The following is a 17,841-nucleotide window of genomic DNA, read 5'->3' on the forward strand; positions in this document are numbered from 1 at the left end:
TTAGTCGCTCCTTTCGATCGGAAGCTTCGACTGTTTGCGTAACGCGTATAGTTTTTGCAAGTTGAGGAACGTGACTTTCAAGACGGCATAGAACGGGACGGCGAGCAACATGCCGACGATACCGGCGAGGCGTCCCGCGACGAGCAGGACAAGAGTGATGGTGATGGGATGGACACGGAGTGACTTGCCTTGGACGAGCGGTGAGATGACGTTGGCGTCAAGCTGTTGGACGATGGTGATGGCGATGATGACGTAGAGCGCTTTGACCGGTTCGTCGATGAACGCTATCAAAACGGCGGGTGCGGCCCCGAGAAACGGACCGAAGTAAGGGATGATGTTCGTCGCGAAAATGAACAGACCGAGCGGCAGGAAGAACGGGACGTCGAGTAGCCAAAGAGCGATTGTCGCGAAGAAGCCGACGAACGTACAGACGATGAGCTGGGCCCGGACGTAACGTTTGATCGTCTCGTGCATGTCATGCAAGATATGGCGGGCGTTTTGTTCGTACGCCTCAGGGATCCACCGCACGATTGCCGTCGCGAGCTTGCCCCCGTCAATGAGCATGAACACGTACAAAAATAGCGCGATGAACAACGTGAACAGTCCAGACACGATCAGCGCGAGCACGCGTCCGAGCGAACCGGCGACAGTACCGATGAGTGAACCGAGCGCGTCGGTCAACTGACGAATCCACGTCTCAATCGATGCCGCGTTCTGCTCCGCATAGTCCCGAAACCACGCGTATTCCTCGAGCCGTCCGTACAGTAGCAAAAACTGGCGATAGCTCCCTTCGGCAAAACGTGGGAACGCGTCAAGCAGCGCGAGCAGTTGCCTTGTGATGAGCGGTCCGAGCGTGACGACGAACAACACGACGAGGGTGAGGAGCAACAGGAGCACGCTCAAAATCGCAAGTGACCGTCGCTTCCATTTGATCTCAAGGAAATCGACGAGACCGACTGTCAAATAAAACAAGATGCCGGCGAACAAGAACGGTGTCAGTACGGTCGCGAAAAAGATACCGATTGGATAGAACAAAAACTCGACTTGTTTCGCCATGAAGATGATCGTCAAAATGAGCAGTACCCAGATGCCGTTACGGAACGCACGCGTTGTCCAAAAGGGCTGCATGGGCGTTTCCCCTTTCTTGAAATATATCTATCTCTTTCCCGATTTCCGGAAGTTCATTCCAACCCCATCTGCTTACCCCATCAAAATATTGTTTATCCCTGTTCCATTTAAGGTATAGCTAATCATCTATGCATATGAAGGAAGGTGTCACCCTCGTGACTTGTCCACGCTGCGGAACGAAGACCCGCTCAAAAACAACTGCTTGTCCGACGTGTGGCCATCGCCCCCGTCGCTTGAAATGGATTGCCATTCCGACCGTGATTGCACTTATCGCATTCATCTCTATTTTAACAGTCGCCTATTTGAAAGAAGCTCCTCGTTCGACGGATTCACTCGCTGACAAAGTCAACTTGAACATCGCCGAAGACACCGTCTCAGCCGATAACACTTCGATGATTGATTTGGCGACGCTCGAGAAAAGTCTGTTTTCTGTCGGTGCCGGGACAGGGTTTTTAATCAGCCCGCAAGATATTTTGACGGCTGCCCATAATGTTGAAGGTTTGACGACGATGACAATCGACCACGATGGGAAGAAAATTAAAGGGACCGTCGTCGGACGTACCGTCGACATCGCCGTCATCCGGATCAATCAAATGAAAGAGACGCCGTTCATGTTCAGTCACGCGATTGCTGCGGCGGACGAAACGCTCATCACGCTCATGCCGTCTAAACGGATCGAAGGCCAGATGACGTTCAATGAAACCGGGTATGAGCGCGAGTTCGATATCCCGAGACGGGCAATCGGCAGTCCGATTGTTGCTTCAGATGGACGGGTACTCGCCATGCACCTCAAGTCAAAAGCACTCCCGGTCGCCCTGTTCGAACAAGACGTGCTCGCGTTTCTTGAATCGGACACACCAGCGCCACCGTTAGCTAAACTAGCACCGGTCGCACCAATCACGCCACCTCGAAATGAGCAACCCGTGACGGAACCAGCGCCAGCGCCGCAACCAGAAGCCGAGGCCCCGGAAGCTGCACCAGAACCGGTCGCGCCTGCCGAAGAGCCGGTTGAAGACGCACCGGCAACGCCAGAGGAAACGCCAGAGCCTGAAGTCGTTGAACCGGAAGTGCCAGCTGAAGAACCGACGCCGCCTCCCGTCACAGAAGAACCGGTCACGCCGGAACCTCCTGTGACAGAACCGGCAGAACCGGTGGCGCCTGAAAAACCAGCGGCTGAAGCAGAGAAACCAGTCAAAAAGCAAGAAAGCAAACCGAAAGATCAGCCAAAAGAGAAACCAGTCACAGAAGAAAAACCGGTTAAAAAAGACCAACCCGCTAAACAAGAAAAGCATGTTGAAAAAGAACAGCCCGTTAAACAAGAAAAGCCTGTTAAAAAAGAACAGCCTGCTAAAAAAGAACAGCCTGCTAAAAAAGAACAGCCTGCTAAAAAAGAACAGCCCGTTAAACAAGAAAAGCCTGTTAAAAAAGAACAGCCTACTAAAAAAGAACAACCTGCCAAACAAGAAAAGCCTGCTAAACAAGAAAAGCCTGCTAAAGAAGAAAAAGCTAAACCGGCTGCCACAGAGCGAGACGAAGAAAGCACGCCTTCCGACTAAATCGGAAGACGTGCTTTTTACTCGCCCTTATTCAATTTGCGTTGCACGTTACCGACCGCGGCCCCGAGTAACAGCAGCAAAATCGATAGCATCCAAAACGGGATCGCGTCTTGCAAGAGCCAGACGAGAAATGCGCTCAGCGCGATGACGCCGCCGAGCCAAAGAAAATTCCACTGTCCCATATGACTCACCTCGCATCCATCATAGCACATCAATCCGGTGCGCCGCCGCCTGGGGCGGCAATGATTTCGTCATCATCTCACTATGCTCGACCCGCACGAATTGGCCGACCGTGAGCGTTGATATGTCCCCAATCTGCTCGTCTAGATGAAACACGATGCCGTCGAACGGTTCAGCCTCCAACTTCGGTGCGACCCGAATTCGCGCTGCCTCGAGTTCGACGATATAGCCCGTGAACGTGACCACGTTGATCCCTCCTTCCCCCAAATGCGCTCCCCCTCTTTTCTTTTCCCATTTTTTCAAATAATGCTACTTCGTGAAGCGATTGACTTGTATAATAAAGCGACAATCACAAAAGCTGGGAGGGACCTCATTTGAAACACACCATCGACTTACACACCCCAGACTTTCAGCGCACCTTCCTTGAGATGATGCTCCTTGAAGAGTTGATCGAAGACTATAACGCCGAGGCCATCGAGACGCTCATCGTCCGCGGCGAGACGGCTTTCCCGAACGACCCGTTCTTCCCGGCGATGCGCGCTTATCCGCTCATTCGCGAAGGCGATTTCAAGACAGCCAGACAAGTGCTCGAAACCGCGAGTACGATGGGCGACCATTACCTCATCCATTGCCTGCACGGCGCCCTCAGCGAAGACGCCGGGTTTACGTTTGAGGCCGAGCAACATTACTGCCGCGCCGTCGAGCGCTATCCGGACGTACCGATGACACGGCGCGCCCTTGCCGTCCATTACTTCAATCGTAAATTCTACGGCGAAGCGGGTTTACACATCATGCACTACGTCCGTCTCGCCGGTTTCAGCGAAGAGACCGTGCCGATGTTGCTCGAATTCTTCCAAGCGTTCGATGAGATCCCGCTCGAGATGAACGACGAGCTGCTCAAAGCCGCAATCGGCTATTTGAACGCGAATCCGCGAAACCCGCGGGCCCATTCGCTCTATGCCTCGATTTGCAGCCACCGGGTCGAGATGCTCGTCAAACGTTTGCCGGAAGACGGTCAACTCGACGACGAGACGATCGCGACGCTGCTCGAAGTCGAAGAGCACGGCATGTGGAGCGCGACGTACGACGATAGTGAGGACAAAATGTTCCGCGCCATGTTCGCCGACTATATCGATAACGTCGTCTTACCGAACACGTCCCGAACGTATGTATATCGCCTGCGTCTGCGCTACTGGTATCATCGCCTGACCCACCGCCTGACCGGGGGCTATGCGGATACGATGCGACAATCCTAAACGACAGCCCGAACTCAAAAAGAGTTCGGGCTGTCGTCTGCTTATGGTATTGAATGCTGTCTAACTCACCCCATATACGGATGAATCGGTCCGCGCAGTTCAAATGAGTAGTCCTCGTGATTGACGATGCCGACCGTTTCATCGCTCTCAAGCAATTGAACTAAAAACTCGGCCATCTCTTCGGCCGTATGGTACTTCGCGACGTTCTCACTGTAATCGAAGTTCTCTTCCTCGCGGGCCCGGCTCGCGAATCCGGTCTCGGTCGCAGCCGGTGCGAGCACTTTCGCCCGCAACTTGTCGCCGTTTTGGATAAGTTCTTGGGCGAGTCCTTCCGTGTAGGCGCTGACGAAGAACTTCGTCGCGCTGTACGTGACCCCTTTCGCCGCGATGCGGTAGCCGACGACCGAGGCGATGTTTAGGAGTGTCGCCCCTTCGACCTTATGGTAGTCCCGAACGTACAAGTTCGACAAGACGGTCAGCGCCTCGACGTTTAGACGAATCATGTTTTCCATTTTCCCGACTTCGGCGTCTTTCACAAGATTCGAGTCCCCGAACCCAGCGTTATTGATCCACGTCTCGATATCGAGGTTGGCGAGCGACTCATAGAGTGCATAGACGTTTTCACTATATGACAAGTCATTCGTTTTGAGGATGACGTCGCTGTCTGGTGAGATCGACTTGATCTCGTCACGCAATTTTTGAAGCTCGTCCGTACGACGCGCGACGAGCACGAGCCATTTCCCTTGCTTGGCAAGCTGCTTCGCCGCCTCGTAGCCGATGCCTGAACTTGCCCCTGTGATGACCGTATATTTCATTCAAATTCCCCTTTTCCATCTAAAATGCGTTCTATCCCGTCATTCCCGAAACGTAGCATCGTCAATCCTTTGAACGTACAAAAGCCGTCCGAGGACGGCTAAAGTCACGTATTGAATTTTCCGATCAACGTCTGCAGATCGCCCGTCATGTTCCCGAGTGACTCGGCGACGCCGTTCAACTCTTGGATCATCGCGAGCTGTGAATCGGCTGTCTCGCCGACCGAACGCATCGTCTGCGCCATCTGTTCGCTCTCGGTCGCAATCCCGAGGGCGGCCGTGGCGACTTGTTTTGTCGTCAAAGCGATCTCGTTTGAGGCGACACGAATATGTTTCGTGTTCTCAACCGACGTCTCGAGTTGGACGACGATTTGTTGGAACGCGTTTGTCGCTTTCTCCAACAGTTTCGTATTCGCCTCGACCCGCTTCGCACTGAGTTCGTGCCTTGCGAGCACGGCGTTTGATTGGACTTGGATCGATTCGATCAACCCGGCGATCCGTGTCGCCGACTGTTTCGACTGTTCGGCGAGTTTCCGGACTTCTTCGGCGACGACGGCAAACCCTTTGCCTTGTTCACCGGCCCGGGCGGCTTCGATGGCCGCGTTCAAGGCGAGCAAGTTCGTCTGGTCCGTGATTGATTGGATGACTTCCGTGATCAAGGCGATCTCGTCCGACTGATGTTTCAACGCCGCGATCGATTCCCCGGTCATTCGTGTCTCGGTTGCAAGGGCGAGCACTTCTTGTTTCGCTTGTTGAATCGTCTCGTCCCCTTGTTCGGCGAGCTTTAGACTCATCGCGACGTCTTCGCTGATCGTCCCGATTGAACGGGCGATCTGTTCGACGCCTTCATCGGCCGCAGCGACCGCTTTGGCACTGCCCGTCGCTTCTTTCGCTTGTTGAATCGTCTCTTCGACGACCGCCTCGATCATCCGCGTCGTTTCTTCAGTTTGCGACGACATCTCTTCCGTGCTGGCGTAAAGCTCTTCCGATTGCGCCGTGATCTCTTGGGCGTTACGGTTCACTTCATTGATCAACTCACGCAAGTTGCCTTTCATTTGGTTGAAGCCGACCATGAGCTGCCCGATCTCGTCACGCGTCAGCGCGTCCAAGTCGGCGCGTGTCAAATCGCCATTCGCGACGACGGCGACTTCGTCTGACAACATCCGGAGTGGGACGGTCACCATTTGTTTCAAGGCGTAACCGGCACCAATTGTCAGGAGCAAGATGAGAATCGCGATTCCCGCGGAGTACAAGACTGCCTTCTCACCTAACTTTTCAAGTCTTCGTTGCTGCTCAAACATCTCCGCCTCTGACTCGGCTTGTAACCGCTCGCCCGTCTCCGTGATTGAAGCTGTCACATCCGGCATGAGTCGAAGCGCGAGTCGGTCGATCGACTCTTCGTCCCCTTCATCGATTGCTGCAATCAATTGGGCGGCTAACTCATCATAGCCGGTTGCATAGGATAAAAGATTCTCGAGTTCTGTCCGCTCTTCTTCTGTCTCGGCAAGTTCGATGAGTGTCTGAATCGCCTGTTTCTTGTCTTCTGACCCACGTTTCTCTGCGTCGAGACGCGAGTCATCTTGCTCGAGTATGTAACCCCGAAGTCCATATGCCTGACGCGTCATGCCGAGCGACAGGTCGTCGGCCGCCTTCATCTTCATCACATCATGGCTAATCATATCTTCATACTGATTCGTCATATTTTGAAGCGTCCATAAGTTATAGCCCATGCCGAACGCAACGAACAATAAAATAAGTCCGATACCACTAAATAATTTTTGCGTTAATGACAGTGTTTTCAATCGTTTCATCTCTTTTGAGGAACACGTCCTCTCCCACCTCTACTTCTCTCTAATTTTGTATTGCCATTCTTATATCGGATGACGAAACCTAATATGTACCAAATAAAAGAAGTCTGACTTCTTATTGACTACCTTTATCAGTTTTATGTTCCAATTTTTGTCACAATTAAAGACCACAGTCGTTTGACTGTGGTCCGGTTTCATAACTTGAACTGTGACACGCGATTCGATAGTTCGGTCGCCCGCTGTTCCGTCTCGTTCATCCGCTGTTGGACATCGTTGAACCGTTCGACGGACAGTTGGACTTTCTCTGAGATCGACTGCGTCCCGTCCGCTCCTTCCGTCACGGTCGTCGCGACTTCTTGGATGACGTGCAAAATGCTATCGGTCATATGGCGGAGCTGCAGCGCGTTCGTCTCGAACGTGTTCGCCGTCTTGCCGAATACGGTCGCGTCCTCTTCGTACTGCGTTGCCGATTCCTCGAGCCGGTCGTAGTCGGCGAGCACGTTCGTGTTCAAGAACGTGAGCATATCCGCCGAGCTCGTATTGAGCCGTTCGACCGAATCGATGACCGTATTCGATACCGCTTGAATCTCGTTCACGGTTTGACGCGAGTTCTCGGCGAGCTTACGGATTTCTGACGCGACGACGGCAAATCCTCGTCCGGCGTCACCGGCTCGTGCCGCCTCGATCGATGCGTTCAAGGCGAGCAGGTTCGTCTGGTCGGCAATCGTGAGGATCGCACTCGTCAAGACGCGGATCTCTTCGACCGACTTGGCACCTTTAATCGCCTCATCGAGCTCGACGCGTTTTTTCTGGATGATGGCGTTCGCTTCCGTCTTCGAGGCGATGGCTTGCGTACGCATCGCGTGGGCACGCTGTTCGACATGTCCAGCTGTTTGGGCACTATCGTTCGAGAGTTCGACGATCGTATCGATCGAGCTGCCCATCTCGGTCGTCGAGGCACTCATCTCTTGCGACGAAGCAGCCGTCTCTTCCATCCCGGCCGTCAGTTCTTCGACCGTACCTGACGTCTCTTCCATATAACGGCTCAGTTGGGTCACTTCCGCGGCGACTTCTTGCGACGATGTGAGCACGACTTTCGCCGTCTCGTCGACATCAATCATAATCTCACGAAGCGAGGCGAGGAAGGCGTTGAACGAACGGCTCACTTGCGCGATCTCATCGTTCGACGTGACCGGGATCGACATTGTCAAATCCCCGCCTTGTGACGCCAGTTCATCGAATTTCGTCTGGAGCATCCGCATCGGCTTGATGATCGAACGAAGTAGACTCATCCCGAGGAACAAGAGGATCACGATCGCCCCAACCGTCACGGCCAGCAAGGCGATGAGCGCTTGTTGGAACTCACGCTCCATGTCCGCCCCGACTTGCCGCGAGCCTTCTGAGTTGTAATCGACGAGTTCGGTCAGGCGTTGCGTAAAGTTCTCATATGTAGACTGGGACTGGGCATCGTAGTACGAGCGGGCCATGCCGTTGTTGCCCGATGTACTAAAGATGAGCATGTTGTCTGACACGCGTTGATACATCTCCCATTGGCGGGCGAAGTTGGCGAACAGTTCTTTATCGGTTTCGCCTGACGCTGTCGCCTCATATTTCGGCGCGAGTTCATTGATTTGGGTCCGAATCTCTTTCAGTCTCGCCATCAATTCTTCTTTTCCGGCCGCGTCCTCGGTCACGATATGCTCGAGTTCGAGCGCACGATAGTTCGCGGCGAGCGTGTTTAGTTCGTGGGCGTAATCGAGCCCTTTATTCCAGTTGTTGACGATATCGTCGCCTTGACGGTTCGCGTCGGCGAGTGACAATAGCGAGTAGCCGCCGACACCGGCGACCATGACGAGTGCGAGGATGACGAGTCCCCATAACTTTTGACGAATCGTCAGGCCTTTACTTGAAGGCGCGGATGTCTCTACTTTTTGTCGTTTCCGTTGTTTCGGTTTCCATGTAAAGCGGCGGACATCGATGCGACGCAGGTTCAATCGACGTACAGCCGCTGACCATTTTTCTTTCCATGCCATGTATGTATTCCCCTCTCAAGTACAACGTTTCATTCTTTATCGTCTTGAAGTCGAGAAGTTTAAAGTGGATTGACCAAAATAAAAAAAGGTGACTGAAAACTCAGTCACCTTCCGGGTTCGATTATTGGATGTTCAACACCGTCTCGGTGCCTTCGATCATCTTGATCTCGGTCCACTTGACGACGTTTTTGCCGAGTGGGTCGTTCGCGACCATGAAGTCGGCGAGCGCTTGCACTTTCACTGGGTCGACCGGTTGTTTGACGTTGTTCAAACGGAAGCGGGCAACTTTGTTAAACGTGTCCAAAAAGGCGATCTCTAGTTTTGTCTCAGTCATGGTTCATTTCCTCCTTAGAATGTGAGTGGATTAGGCTAAGTCGTATTCGCGGACGACCGACACGGTGAAATCTTCATGTTCGAGAAGATCGAGCATGAGCTGACCGTATGAATCGGCTTGATCTGCCGTGAGCGCAGCGCGAATCGGACCGAACCGTTGCGTCTTCTTCGTCGGTTTCAAACTTTCGAGGTCATGATGCGTCGTCAGGACGAGCGTGGCTTTCTTTTCTGTCAGCTGTGCCATAGGGGATGGCTCCTTTCGGGGAGTGGTTACAATTCAGACGGATAGGTGGAGTCCAGACGTTCGAGCAGCTGAATCATCCGCTCAAGACGTGTCTCGATCCGGTGGAGCAGATAGAGCGAGACGACGATCGGGAATCCTAGGTTTGAGATGAGTTCGGGCCAGCTCATGTGACCACCTGCTCATCGTGCCGATTGTGAGCGGCGGGACGAGGGGGTATTAGCATAAGTGGGAGCCTCCAATTTAGACCGTCACGTGGAACTCACGCGACACGACGTACGCAGCGGACTCGACCGCGAGTAACGGGATCAACAAGTCGCCAAACTGTTTGATCTCCTCGGTCTCCATCCGCGCACCGAGCGGACCGAAGCGGACGAGCTGACGTTTTTCCTTGCCGTAAACGAGCCGTTTCGTGTCGAGATAAAAAACGCTTGCGTATTCTCGATACACTGCCATATGTCTCACCTCCTTCGCCCTTATTAACCGACGAGGAAACCGTTTTGCTCAAAAGTCGTAAATGTTCCAACCGTGACTTTTGAACCACATCATCAAGCAATCGTTACATCTGCCTCAAATCATTCCTATGACTTGCATCGCCATACCATTTAGGGTATTTTTATAGACGTTGTGTAAATTTGACAACCGCATCGAAAGTCCCATAAATTCATTTCCACGCTTTCAAAAAATGAACAGTTAATTTTTTGAAAATAGGGTACTATACGAGGGAGGGTACTACCACCCGGCAGACTTGAAGAAGGAGCTAACACTAGATGAACAACTTAGACATCGCACTCGCCACTCCAATTCCTTCCGCTCAATTTGAAGTTGACACGATCGATTTAACGTTCTTTGCGACCGAATGGGATGCATATCGTCCCGAACTAGGTAAACCATTTCAATATAACGGACGCCATTTAATTGTCTATCCGCTTAAAGAATTGAGTCGCGCCTTCACCGTTGCCGGCATCCCACGCAGCCAGCAACAGTTGATCAAATGGGAGACGGACGGCGTCTTACCGCCGACCCCGTTCACGATGGGACGCAAACGTTTTTATACGGAAAATCAGATTCGGACAATCATCGATATTGCTTTGGAATGTGGATTACGACCACGTACGCACGTCAGAAAGACTAACTTTTCAGATCAAGTACATGTAGAATTGACGTACATACTCCAATACGAATTAGCCGAGCGAGAAAGTTCACTCGCATGAGCACACAAAAAGCCTTTCCCGACGACACGTTGATCGTCGGGAAAGGCTTTTTGGGTTGAGGTTGATTTGAGTCTACCCCTATAGTTGCTCTCGAGCCGCCTTCGGAATATCTGCGACCGTTACTTCATCGTAAGACGTGACGACGTCTTGATCTTTCACATATAGCTTCAAGTATGCCCCGCTTCGAAGCTCCTTCGCCGCCGTGAACGTGACCGGTTGCGAATCCCCGTCTTTCGTCAACGCCGGCATCGTATACTCGTAGCGGCGGACGACGTCACCCGACTCGAGCGTCGTCTCCTCAACGTTTGTCGCTTCCCCGATTTGTACATATAACGCCTCTTTCCCAAGCCGGTTCCAGTCGATGTTGACAAGCCCGAGCGCCACGATGACGAGGGCGAAAGCCGCAATTACTAGTTTCTTCATAATATTCTCTCCTTCAGATAACGTATTTCGTAAACCGTCGAACCGTCAACACGTAATACAGCGTATAAATGGCAGAATAGACCGCCATCCAGACGAGCACCGGTACCGTGAAGTCCATGACGAGCAAGCGCGAGAACGCGAAGAGCGCGACCGAGGCGTGCAAAATCCCTAACGAGAATGGGGCGAGGAACACGACCGCGATTTGTTGACGGATCGTGCGTTTAATATCCCGCTTCGAGATCCCGACTTTTCGTAACACCGCGTACTTCGAGCGGTCTTCCTCGGCCTCGGTCATCGTCTTGAAGTAGATGATGCTGCCCGTTGCGACGAGGAAGACGAGTCCGAGAAAACTACCGACGAACAAGAGTGCTCCGTGCATGGCCATCGTCTCAGCGTATAACGCTGTCGCACTCGAGAAGTTATCTGCTGTCGACAAGCGATCCGACAAGACGGTCTGCTCTTTATAGTCAGCGACGGACACGGCTTGATACATCGTCCCTTCTCCCGGCAATGTCTTGAAGACGTCATCCGGTGTGACTAGGAACAGTCCGCCGAACGTCATGACGTTGAGCGGTGTCTTGTCATAGCGGGACGCGACCGAATACGTCGTCTCGTCTAGCGTCACATCGTTCACGTCTTCCGAGAACCGTTCGTCATAGAACGGATCAATCAAGAAGACGCCTTGCTCTTGCAGCGGTTCCGGTTCACTCCAGCCTAGGTCGGCGGCAAGTTTTCGGAACGTCGTCTCATCGATGACGCCATATTCCCGCTCTCCCGTCTCTAAGGCGACACGAACCGTCTTTTGCATGACGCTCGTCTCAGCCAACACATCGGCGTCGATGTCTTGTTTGTCGCCTTGCCAAGCAAACGTATAGGGAGCGTACGAAGTGACTTGTTGTTCCGCGTAGTAGTAGACGCTAAAGATGGCCCCGCCAGCCGTGATCGCCGTCGCACTGATGATACTGATGAGCGTCAACGTCTTCGCGTTGCCTCGAATCCGGTATAACAACTGTGACGTCGTCAATAAGTTGAGCCGGCGCCACGCCCAACGCTCGTTCGCTTTTAGGCGGCCGAGGATAAAGATGAGGACGCTATGGAACAAGAGACCGGAACCGATGACGGTAAGACCGATGATGAGAAGCGGCATTGCCGCCGCAAGATAACCCCAAAGCGGAGACGTGGCGAGGTCTTGCAGCGCGAGCGTGTAAGCCGTACCGAGGGTGAGGATACCGAGTAGCGCCATGAGCGGGCTCGCTTTCGGCACGTCCTCGCCTTTTTTGTCGGCATGGAACAGTTCGATTAATTTGAAGCGATAGATGACCCGGTAACCTTGGAACGATGTGAATAAAAAGATGGCGAGGAAGACGAGCGTCGTCTCGACGAGCGCCGAGGTCGAGACCGTGAACCCGATCGACAAGTCGCTGTTCATCAAGTTGAGCAGCAGCCGCAACAAAACGTTCGACCCAATCAAACCGAGCCCGATCCCGATCACGAGCGATACCGCACCGATGACGAGGTTCTCAAACAACAGGATGAGACCAATCTGCTTTTTCCGTACCCCGAGAAGAGAATACAGTCCGACTTCCCGTTTACGTCCTTTCAAGAAGAAGGCGTTCGAGTAAGCGATAAACAGCGCGACGAAGATGAGCAGAATGAACGTCGAAGCGTTCATGAGACCGCTGATCTGTCCGGACGTCTCGGCGAGGGCACTAATTTCCCCGCTATGTTTGAGCGTCGCGAACGTCATGTAGATGATGATCGAAAAGATCGTCGTCCCGACGTAGAGCGCGTACCGCGATAGATTGCGAGCGACGTTCTTCTTCGCCAAATCAAATAACGTCATCGGTCGCACCGCCTTTTGCGAGCTCGTCCAAAATCGCTTGATAAAACACGTCGCGCGACTTGCTGCCTCGAATCAACTCGTGCGACAGCTTTCCGTCTTGAATATAGAGGACACGGCGGCAAAAGCTCGCGGCATAGGCATCGTGTGTCACCATCATGATCGTCGTCTCAGCCTCGTTCAGCCCGGCGAGTGTCTGTAACAGGTCGGTCGCCGACTTCGAATCGAGCGCACCGGTCGGCTCATCGGCGAAGATGAGTTTTGGATCGGCAACGAGCGCCCGGCACACAGCCGTCCGTTGTTTTTGCCCGCCTGAGATCTCGTACGGATATTGATCAAGGATCGACGCGATCCCGAACCGCTTGGCGAGCGCATCGACTTTATCCCGCGTCTCGTGGACCGGTGTCTTGGCGACGGCGAGCGGCAACAAGATGTTCTCCCGGACCGTGAGCGAGTCGAGCAAGTTGTAGTCTTGGAAGATGAAACCGAGGTGGTCGCGTCGGAAGTCCGACAGTGATTCCTCGTCGAGCTTGGCGATGTTTTCCCCTTCGATGAGGATATCCCCCGCGGTCGGCGTATCGATCGTCGCGAGCACGTTCAACAGTGTCGATTTCCCGGCGCCAGATGGTCCCATGATGCCGACAAATTCACCGTGCTCGATCGTGAATGATACATCGTCGAGCGCCTTGAACGTTGTGTCGCCTTTCCCATATGTTTTTTCGATTGCGTTAACTTGTAATAATGATTCCATGAATAGCACCTCTTTCTAAACACTACGATACACGCGCCACCTTAACTGAAAATCACGCGTACCTTACGAAATCCTTAAATGATATGCTACAAGGAGAGGTGATTTCATTGGACCAACCACGTATTTTAATCGTCGACGACGAAAAAGATTTATGTATACTCATTCAAAAAGCGCTTGAACGAGAAGGATTCACACAAATCGCGACCGCCCACACCGTCAAAAGCGGCTTGGAGACGTTCCACACGTTCGCCCCGCACATCGCCATTCTCGACGTCATGTTGCCGGATGGTGAAGGCTATGACCTGTGCCGCCAAATCCGCGACACGTCGAACATTCCAATTTTGTTCTTATCCGCGAAGTCAGACGAAATCGACAAGATCCTCGGCCTCGCCATCGGCGGCGACGATTACATCACGAAGCCGTTCAGTCCGAAAGAAGTCGCCTTCCGCATCAAGGCGCAGCTTCGCCGTGTCTCGATGTACGACGCACCAGCACCCGTCGATACAATCGTCGGGCCGTTCCGGTTGAATATAGACGAGACAGAAGCATACAAAGACGGCGTCCGGCTCGAACTGACGGCGAAAGAGGTCGGCCTGCTCGCCTGCTTCATGCGTAATCCGAACCGGATTCTCAGTAAAGAAACGTTGTTCACCCGCGTCTGGGGCGAGGACTTTTACGGCTCTGACAATACGGTCATGGTGCACATGCGCCGGCTCCGCGAAAAAATCGAACCGAACCCGTCACAACCGATCTATATTAAGACGGTCAAAGGGCTCGGCTATAAGTTTGAGGCATAGGGGGCGTTTGAATTGAAATGGAAATTGACCGGACGTTACTTGGTGTCGATTCTCGCCATCGTTGCCATCGTCGTCATCTTGAACGTCGTCATTCTCGTCACGTTGCTCGTCAACGACCGGACCGGGATTGATGACGTCGAGAGCAACTCCGGAGAGACGTTCACCCGCACGTTCAACCAGTACATGTCACTCGAGGACGGCGCACCGGTCGTCAACGAAGACGGGATAACCGCCCTTGAGGAGTTCGGGGCGTTCATCCAAATCCTCGATGCTTCAGGTGACGTGGTCAGCGACGTCGATGCGCCCGTTGACGCACCCGATTCCTACTCCCCAATCGAACTGATTCAGATTTATAAGTATAAAGACGACGACCTCGTCCTCTACTTCGTCGGTGAATTTGAAACGTATAGCTACTTGATCGGCGTACCAGACGCCAAAGAGGACCGTGCCCTGTTCATGCTTGATCCCGAGGCGATCTTCGCTTACGTGTCGCGAGCGACAGTCATCTTACTCATCGTCGATCTCGCCGTCGCCGCACTGATCGGGCTCGCCTTCAGTTCGATTTTGACACGCCCTGTCTATCGTTTGACCGAGCGGATCGCCCAGCTGAAAGCACGCGACTTCTCGACCGTCGAACCGAAACGGCCCGGCATGTACCGACCCGTGTTCGCAAACTTGAACGATGTGTCACAGACACTGACGACATATGAGTCAGAACGGGAACAACTCGAGCGCCGCCGCAAAGAGTGGATGAGCAACGTCTCCCATGACTTGAAGACACCGCTCGCCTCGATCCAAGGCTACGCCGAACTGCTCGAGGATACAGACGTCGACGAAACGGAACGGCGCCAGTACGCTGAAGTCATCGAACGCCAAGCGCTCTACATGAAAGAACTGCTCGACGACTTCAACTTGACGATGCGGCTGCAGCACGGTGATTTCCCGCTCAACCGCGAGACGACCGGGCTCGAGCCGTTCGTCCGCGAGCTCGTCATCGACGTCTTGAACGACCCGCGGTTTGCGACGCGCAACATCACGTTCTCAAGCACAGACGCGGCGTCACGCGACGTCGACCGTCATTTCATGAAGCGGGCGTTGCTCAACTTCATCTATAACGCCCTCCTCCATAACGACGAGTCAGTGACGGTACATGTCACGGTCCTAGGCGGGACGATTATCGTACAAGACGATGGGAACGGCATTGATGAAGCCGACCTGCCGTATATTTTCGAACGTTATTACCGAGGGACGAATACGACCGACGCGCTCGGCAGTGGGCTCGGGATGGCGATCTCCCGGGACATCGTCAAGGCACACGGGGGCACGGTCACCGTGACGAGTGACCTCGGTGTCGGGACGACGATTCAGATTGACCTGCCGTAATGAAAACAAGGATTCGCTCAACGGAGCGAATCCTTGTTTTCATTGTTATAAGCTTCAATCCATAACTCAAGCTCATCAATCGCGAGCGGACGCGAGAAGTAATACCCTTGCATCTCATCACAGCCGAGCAAACGGAGTGCGTCGTGCTGCTCGGTCGTCTCGATGCCTTCGCAGACGGTCTTTAAACCGAGGCCGCGGGCGAGCTCAATGATCGATTGGACGATGACGTTTCCGGTCGGGTCGTTCTCCGTCGCTTGGATGAACTGACGGTCGATTTTGATCTCATGAATCGGATAATGCTTTAAATAGACGAACGCCGAGAAACCTGTCCCGAAGTCATCGATCGAGATCGAGAATCCTTGCTTGCGGAAGGCGATGAACCGTTCGATGACGTGCTGCTGATTCTCCATTCCGACGCTCTCCGTGATCTCAAACGTCAAATAGTTCGGGCAGACACCCATGCTTTCGACGACACGGGCGAACTTCTCGACAACGCCTTCTGATAGGAAGTGACGGGCCGACAAATTGAGCGCCAAGTGATATGTCCGACCAGAGGCGTGCCACGCGTTCAATTGGCGGCATGCCTCCTCAAGCGCCCACTCCTCGAGGGCGATGATGACACCGGTCGACTCGGCGAGCGGGATAAAGTCGAGCGGCGGGATCAGCCCCTTTTCCGGATGGATCCAACGCATGAGCCCTTCAAAACCGTTAAGCTGTCCGGTCGACCCGTCAATCTTCGGCTGATAGTAGAGCGCAAACTCGTTCAAGGCGAGCCCTTTGCGCAAATTCATCTCAAGCGTCAATCGGGCCGTCGCCTTCTCACCCATCTTCTCTTCATAGAAGATGATGCCACCGCGTTGGACATGATGATAACTAGCGGCGATTCGTGTCGTGTGAATCATCTCGAGCGTCGAGCGCGTCTTATCCTCAATCGAGATAAAGGCACTCATCGTCAGGACGACATCCAGTTCATCGACGGTAAACGGCTCGCTCATCACCGTCTCGCAAAGCATGTCGGCAATCCCGTACGCTTTGATCCGGTCGCCGTACGGTGTCCATACGACGAAACCGGATTGAGAACTCCGGGCGAGCATCGCCGGATCGACGACGAGTTGGAGCCGATTCGCGATTTCCTGGATTAATTGATTGGCCTTCTCGCTGCCGAGCGCGTCCTCGACAGAGCGGAACTCATCGATTCTCACGTAAATGAGTGACCCGAGGCGATGATCGAGTTCGTCCCGCATCCGGTCGACTCGTTCGATGAACGCGTTCTTATTCATCAGTCCTGTCAATTCATCCGTATAGGCGAGCCGGGCGATGTGTTGTTCGACCGACTGACGTTCGAGCCGGCTATATAAAATAGCGACAAAATCAGCGAGCGTACTCACGATCAGCTCTTCGACATACGTCCACTTCCGAAGCTCGTACGTCTCGCAGCAGATGACACCGCGGGCTTGTCCGTCCGCAAAGATCGGTGCGTCAAGCATCGAGTAAACCCGTTGTCCTTCGACGAAGTATTGTTGATATAAATTTTTCACCCATTCGTGCGTCCGGACATTCTCAAACAGGAGGACACGGTTCGTGCAGAGCGCATCAAAATAGACCGGCGCATCCTGACGATAGACCGTTAATGCCGGCTTGCTGATGCCTTTATCTTTTGAATATGCGACTTGACAACTGATCGAGTGTTGCGTCTCATCGAAGTGCCAGATCGATACGGTGTCGACTTCGAGCATATCCGCGACGACTTCGCACATATAGCTGATCGCCTGCTCGACTGTCGCGTCGGACACGTCCGGCATCCGTACGAGCTCGAACAGTTTCTCTTGATGTTTACGGTATGTTTGTGTTGAAAAGTTCCCCTCGATCATAGTCCCCTACCCTCGTTCAAACAGTTTTGCCTTAATGATAGCATGAAGCACAAATACGAAACCTTCCAAAATTCAACATAAAGTCAATTTCTAATTTCCCTCTTTTTAGGAGACATCTATCTGACAGACCTATCAAAAAATATTGACCTGCTTTTCAAGGAATCTCGCTCGAATGAGTCCTTTCCACCATTGCTTCCCGGTTTCTCGGCACCGTA

The 17,841-nt window shown here is 53.2% G+C and carries 19 protein-coding genes; 5 read left to right on the forward strand and 14 right to left on the reverse strand.

All coding sequences use genetic code 11. From position 1 onward, the window contains the following. A complete protein-coding gene (locus tag EVJ21_RS06205; RefSeq protein WP_131438926.1) occupies positions 1–1,128 on the reverse strand; it encodes an AI-2E family transporter in 1,128 nt (375 codons plus the stop codon). 155 nt (positions 1,129–1,283) lie between these two features. Here EVJ21_RS06205 and EVJ21_RS06210 point away from each other — a divergent pair, with 155 nt between their 5' ends. Continuing rightward, positions 1,284–2,684, forward strand: coding sequence for a S1 family peptidase (locus tag EVJ21_RS06210; RefSeq protein ID WP_131490117.1), 1,401 nt, complete (start codon positions 1,284–1,286; stop codon positions 2,682–2,684). Between the two features lie 17 nt (positions 2,685–2,701). Here EVJ21_RS06210 and EVJ21_RS15420 read toward each other — a convergent pair whose 3' ends face one another. Together EVJ21_RS15420 and EVJ21_RS06215 are read right to left on the reverse strand one after the other, a co-directional pair. Next, entirely contained in the window at positions 2,702–2,866 is a 165-nt protein-coding gene (locus tag EVJ21_RS15420) for a hypothetical protein (protein WP_167615699.1), read from the reverse strand. A 19-nt stretch (positions 2,867–2,885) separates the two neighbouring features. Further along, positions 2,886–3,110, reverse strand: a complete 225-nt coding sequence (locus tag EVJ21_RS06215; protein WP_131468883.1) for a DUF3221 domain-containing protein — start codon at positions 3,108–3,110, stop codon at positions 2,886–2,888. A gap of 128 nt (positions 3,111–3,238) precedes the next feature. Here EVJ21_RS06215 and EVJ21_RS06220 point away from each other — a divergent pair, with 128 nt between their 5' ends. Next, on the forward strand, positions 3,239–4,120 hold the full coding sequence (locus EVJ21_RS06220; RefSeq protein WP_236633332.1) for a tetratricopeptide repeat protein: 882 nt from the start codon (positions 3,239–3,241) through the stop codon (positions 4,118–4,120). A 65-nt stretch (positions 4,121–4,185) separates the two neighbouring features. Here EVJ21_RS06220 and EVJ21_RS06225 read toward each other — a convergent pair whose 3' ends face one another. From EVJ21_RS06225 to EVJ21_RS06255, 7 genes are all read right to left on the reverse strand, one after another. Beyond that, positions 4,186–4,935 (reverse strand): SDR family NAD(P)-dependent oxidoreductase, encoded by a 750-nt coding sequence (locus EVJ21_RS06225; protein ID WP_131490118.1) that lies wholly within the window; start codon positions 4,933–4,935, stop codon positions 4,186–4,188. 104 nt (positions 4,936–5,039) lie between these two features. Next, a complete protein-coding gene (locus EVJ21_RS06230) occupies positions 5,040–6,734 on the reverse strand; it encodes a methyl-accepting chemotaxis protein (RefSeq protein ID WP_236636562.1) in 1,695 nt (564 codons plus the stop codon). 200 nt (positions 6,735–6,934) lie between these two features. Then, positions 6,935–8,773 carry a methyl-accepting chemotaxis protein gene (locus EVJ21_RS06235; protein WP_070328481.1) on the reverse strand — a complete coding sequence of 613 codons (1,839 nt, stop codon included), beginning with the start codon at positions 8,771–8,773 and terminating at the stop codon, positions 6,935–6,937. A gap of 121 nt (positions 8,774–8,894) precedes the next feature. Next, entirely contained in the window at positions 8,895–9,107 is a 213-nt protein-coding gene (locus EVJ21_RS06240) for a DUF2922 domain-containing protein (protein WP_070328480.1), read from the reverse strand. A gap of 30 nt (positions 9,108–9,137) precedes the next feature. Then, positions 9,138–9,350 carry a hypothetical protein gene (locus EVJ21_RS06245; RefSeq protein WP_070328479.1) on the reverse strand — a complete coding sequence of 71 codons (213 nt, stop codon included), beginning with the start codon at positions 9,348–9,350 and terminating at the stop codon, positions 9,138–9,140. Positions 9,351–9,376: 26 nt separating this feature from the next. Beyond that, a complete protein-coding gene (locus EVJ21_RS06250; protein WP_021066374.1) occupies positions 9,377–9,517 on the reverse strand; it encodes a YvrJ family protein in 141 nt (46 codons plus the stop codon). Positions 9,518–9,590: 73 nt separating this feature from the next. Next, the gene (locus EVJ21_RS06255) at positions 9,591–9,803 is read right to left on the reverse strand and encodes a hypothetical protein (RefSeq protein WP_070328478.1); all 213 of its coding nucleotides are present in this window, start codon (positions 9,801–9,803) and stop codon (positions 9,591–9,593) included. 314 nt (positions 9,804–10,117) lie between these two features. On the opposite strand from EVJ21_RS06255, the gene EVJ21_RS06260 reads away from it, so the two are divergent. After that, the gene (locus EVJ21_RS06260) at positions 10,118–10,561 is read left to right on the forward strand and encodes a MerR family transcriptional regulator (RefSeq protein WP_071398191.1); all 444 of its coding nucleotides are present in this window, start codon (positions 10,118–10,120) and stop codon (positions 10,559–10,561) included. 78 nt (positions 10,562–10,639) lie between these two features. Here the strand turns inward: EVJ21_RS06260 and EVJ21_RS06265 are convergent, their stop codons facing one another. The 3 genes from EVJ21_RS06265 to EVJ21_RS06275 are packed head-to-tail and all read right to left on the reverse strand — an operon-like array spanning position 10,640 to position 13,575. After that, a complete protein-coding gene (locus EVJ21_RS06265; RefSeq protein WP_070328476.1) occupies positions 10,640–10,984 on the reverse strand; it encodes a YxeA family protein in 345 nt (114 codons plus the stop codon). Between the two features lie 13 nt (positions 10,985–10,997). Then, positions 10,998–12,827 carry an FtsX-like permease family protein gene (locus EVJ21_RS06270; protein WP_131464273.1) on the reverse strand — a complete coding sequence of 610 codons (1,830 nt, stop codon included), beginning with the start codon at positions 12,825–12,827 and terminating at the stop codon, positions 10,998–11,000. Beyond that, positions 12,814–13,575: an ABC transporter ATP-binding protein gene (locus tag EVJ21_RS06275; RefSeq protein ID WP_131490120.1), complete on the reverse strand. Its 762-nt coding sequence runs from the start codon at positions 13,573–13,575 to the stop codon at positions 12,814–12,816. The genes EVJ21_RS06270 and EVJ21_RS06275 overlap by 14 nt, the downstream gene beginning before the upstream one ends. Before the next feature lie 107 nt (positions 13,576–13,682). On the opposite strand from EVJ21_RS06275, the gene EVJ21_RS06280 reads away from it, so the two are divergent. Further along, the gene (locus EVJ21_RS06280) at positions 13,683–14,372 is read left to right on the forward strand and encodes a response regulator transcription factor (RefSeq protein WP_131490121.1); all 690 of its coding nucleotides are present in this window, start codon (positions 13,683–13,685) and stop codon (positions 14,370–14,372) included. Between the two features lie 12 nt (positions 14,373–14,384). Continuing rightward, entirely contained in the window at positions 14,385–15,755 is a 1,371-nt protein-coding gene (locus EVJ21_RS06285; RefSeq protein ID WP_131464277.1) for a sensor histidine kinase, read from the forward strand. A gap of 17 nt (positions 15,756–15,772) precedes the next feature. Here the strand turns inward: EVJ21_RS06285 and EVJ21_RS06290 are convergent, their stop codons facing one another. Further along, positions 15,773–17,626, reverse strand: coding sequence for a sensor domain-containing phosphodiesterase (locus EVJ21_RS06290; RefSeq protein ID WP_131490122.1), 1,854 nt, complete (start codon positions 17,624–17,626; stop codon positions 15,773–15,775). Positions 17,627–17,841 lie beyond the last annotated feature (215 nt).

The sequence above is a fragment of the Exiguobacterium sp. SH0S2 genome, from assembly GCF_004337185.1.
In the GTDB taxonomy this organism is placed as follows: domain Bacteria; phylum Bacillota; class Bacilli; order Exiguobacteriales; family Exiguobacteriaceae; genus Exiguobacterium; species Exiguobacterium aurantiacum_A.

Bases quoted from the DNA above. Each gene is read 5' to 3' on its own strand.
- EVJ21_RS06205 (WP_131438926.1), bottom strand. From the start codon at position 1,128: ATGCAGCCCTTTTGGACAACGCGTGCGTTCCGTAACGGCATCTGGGTA.
- EVJ21_RS15420 (WP_167615699.1), bottom strand. From the start codon at position 2,866: ATGGGACAGTGGAATTTTCTTTGGCTCGGCGGCGTCATCGCGCTGAGC.
- EVJ21_RS06225 (WP_131490118.1), bottom strand. From the start codon at position 4,935: ATGAAATATACGGTCATCACAGGGGCAAGTTCAGGCATCGGCTACGAG.
- EVJ21_RS06235 (WP_070328481.1), bottom strand. From the start codon at position 8,773: ATGGCATGGAAAGAAAAATGGTCAGCGGCTGTACGTCGATTGAACCTG.
- EVJ21_RS06240 (WP_070328480.1), bottom strand. From the start codon at position 9,107: ATGACTGAGACAAAACTAGAGATCGCCTTTTTGGACACGTTTAACAAA.
- EVJ21_RS06245 (WP_070328479.1), bottom strand. From the start codon at position 9,350: ATGGCACAGCTGACAGAAAAGAAAGCCACGCTCGTCCTGACGACGCAT.
- EVJ21_RS06250 (WP_021066374.1), bottom strand. From the start codon at position 9,517: ATGAGCTGGCCCGAACTCATCTCAAACCTAGGATTCCCGATCGTCGTC.
- EVJ21_RS06255 (WP_070328478.1), bottom strand. From the start codon at position 9,803: ATGGCAGTGTATCGAGAATACGCAAGCGTTTTTTATCTCGACACGAAA.
- EVJ21_RS06260 (WP_071398191.1), top strand. From the start codon at position 10,118: ATGAACAACTTAGACATCGCACTCGCCACTCCAATTCCTTCCGCTCAA.
- EVJ21_RS06265 (WP_070328476.1), bottom strand. From the start codon at position 10,984: ATGAAGAAACTAGTAATTGCGGCTTTCGCCCTCGTCATCGTGGCGCTC.
- EVJ21_RS06270 (WP_131464273.1), bottom strand. From the start codon at position 12,827: ATGACGTTATTTGATTTGGCGAAGAAGAACGTCGCTCGCAATCTATCG.
- EVJ21_RS06275 (WP_131490120.1), bottom strand. From the start codon at position 13,575: ATGGAATCATTATTACAAGTTAACGCAATCGAAAAAACATATGGGAAA.
- EVJ21_RS06290 (WP_131490122.1), bottom strand. From the start codon at position 17,626: ATGATCGAGGGGAACTTTTCAACACAAACATACCGTAAACATCAAGAG.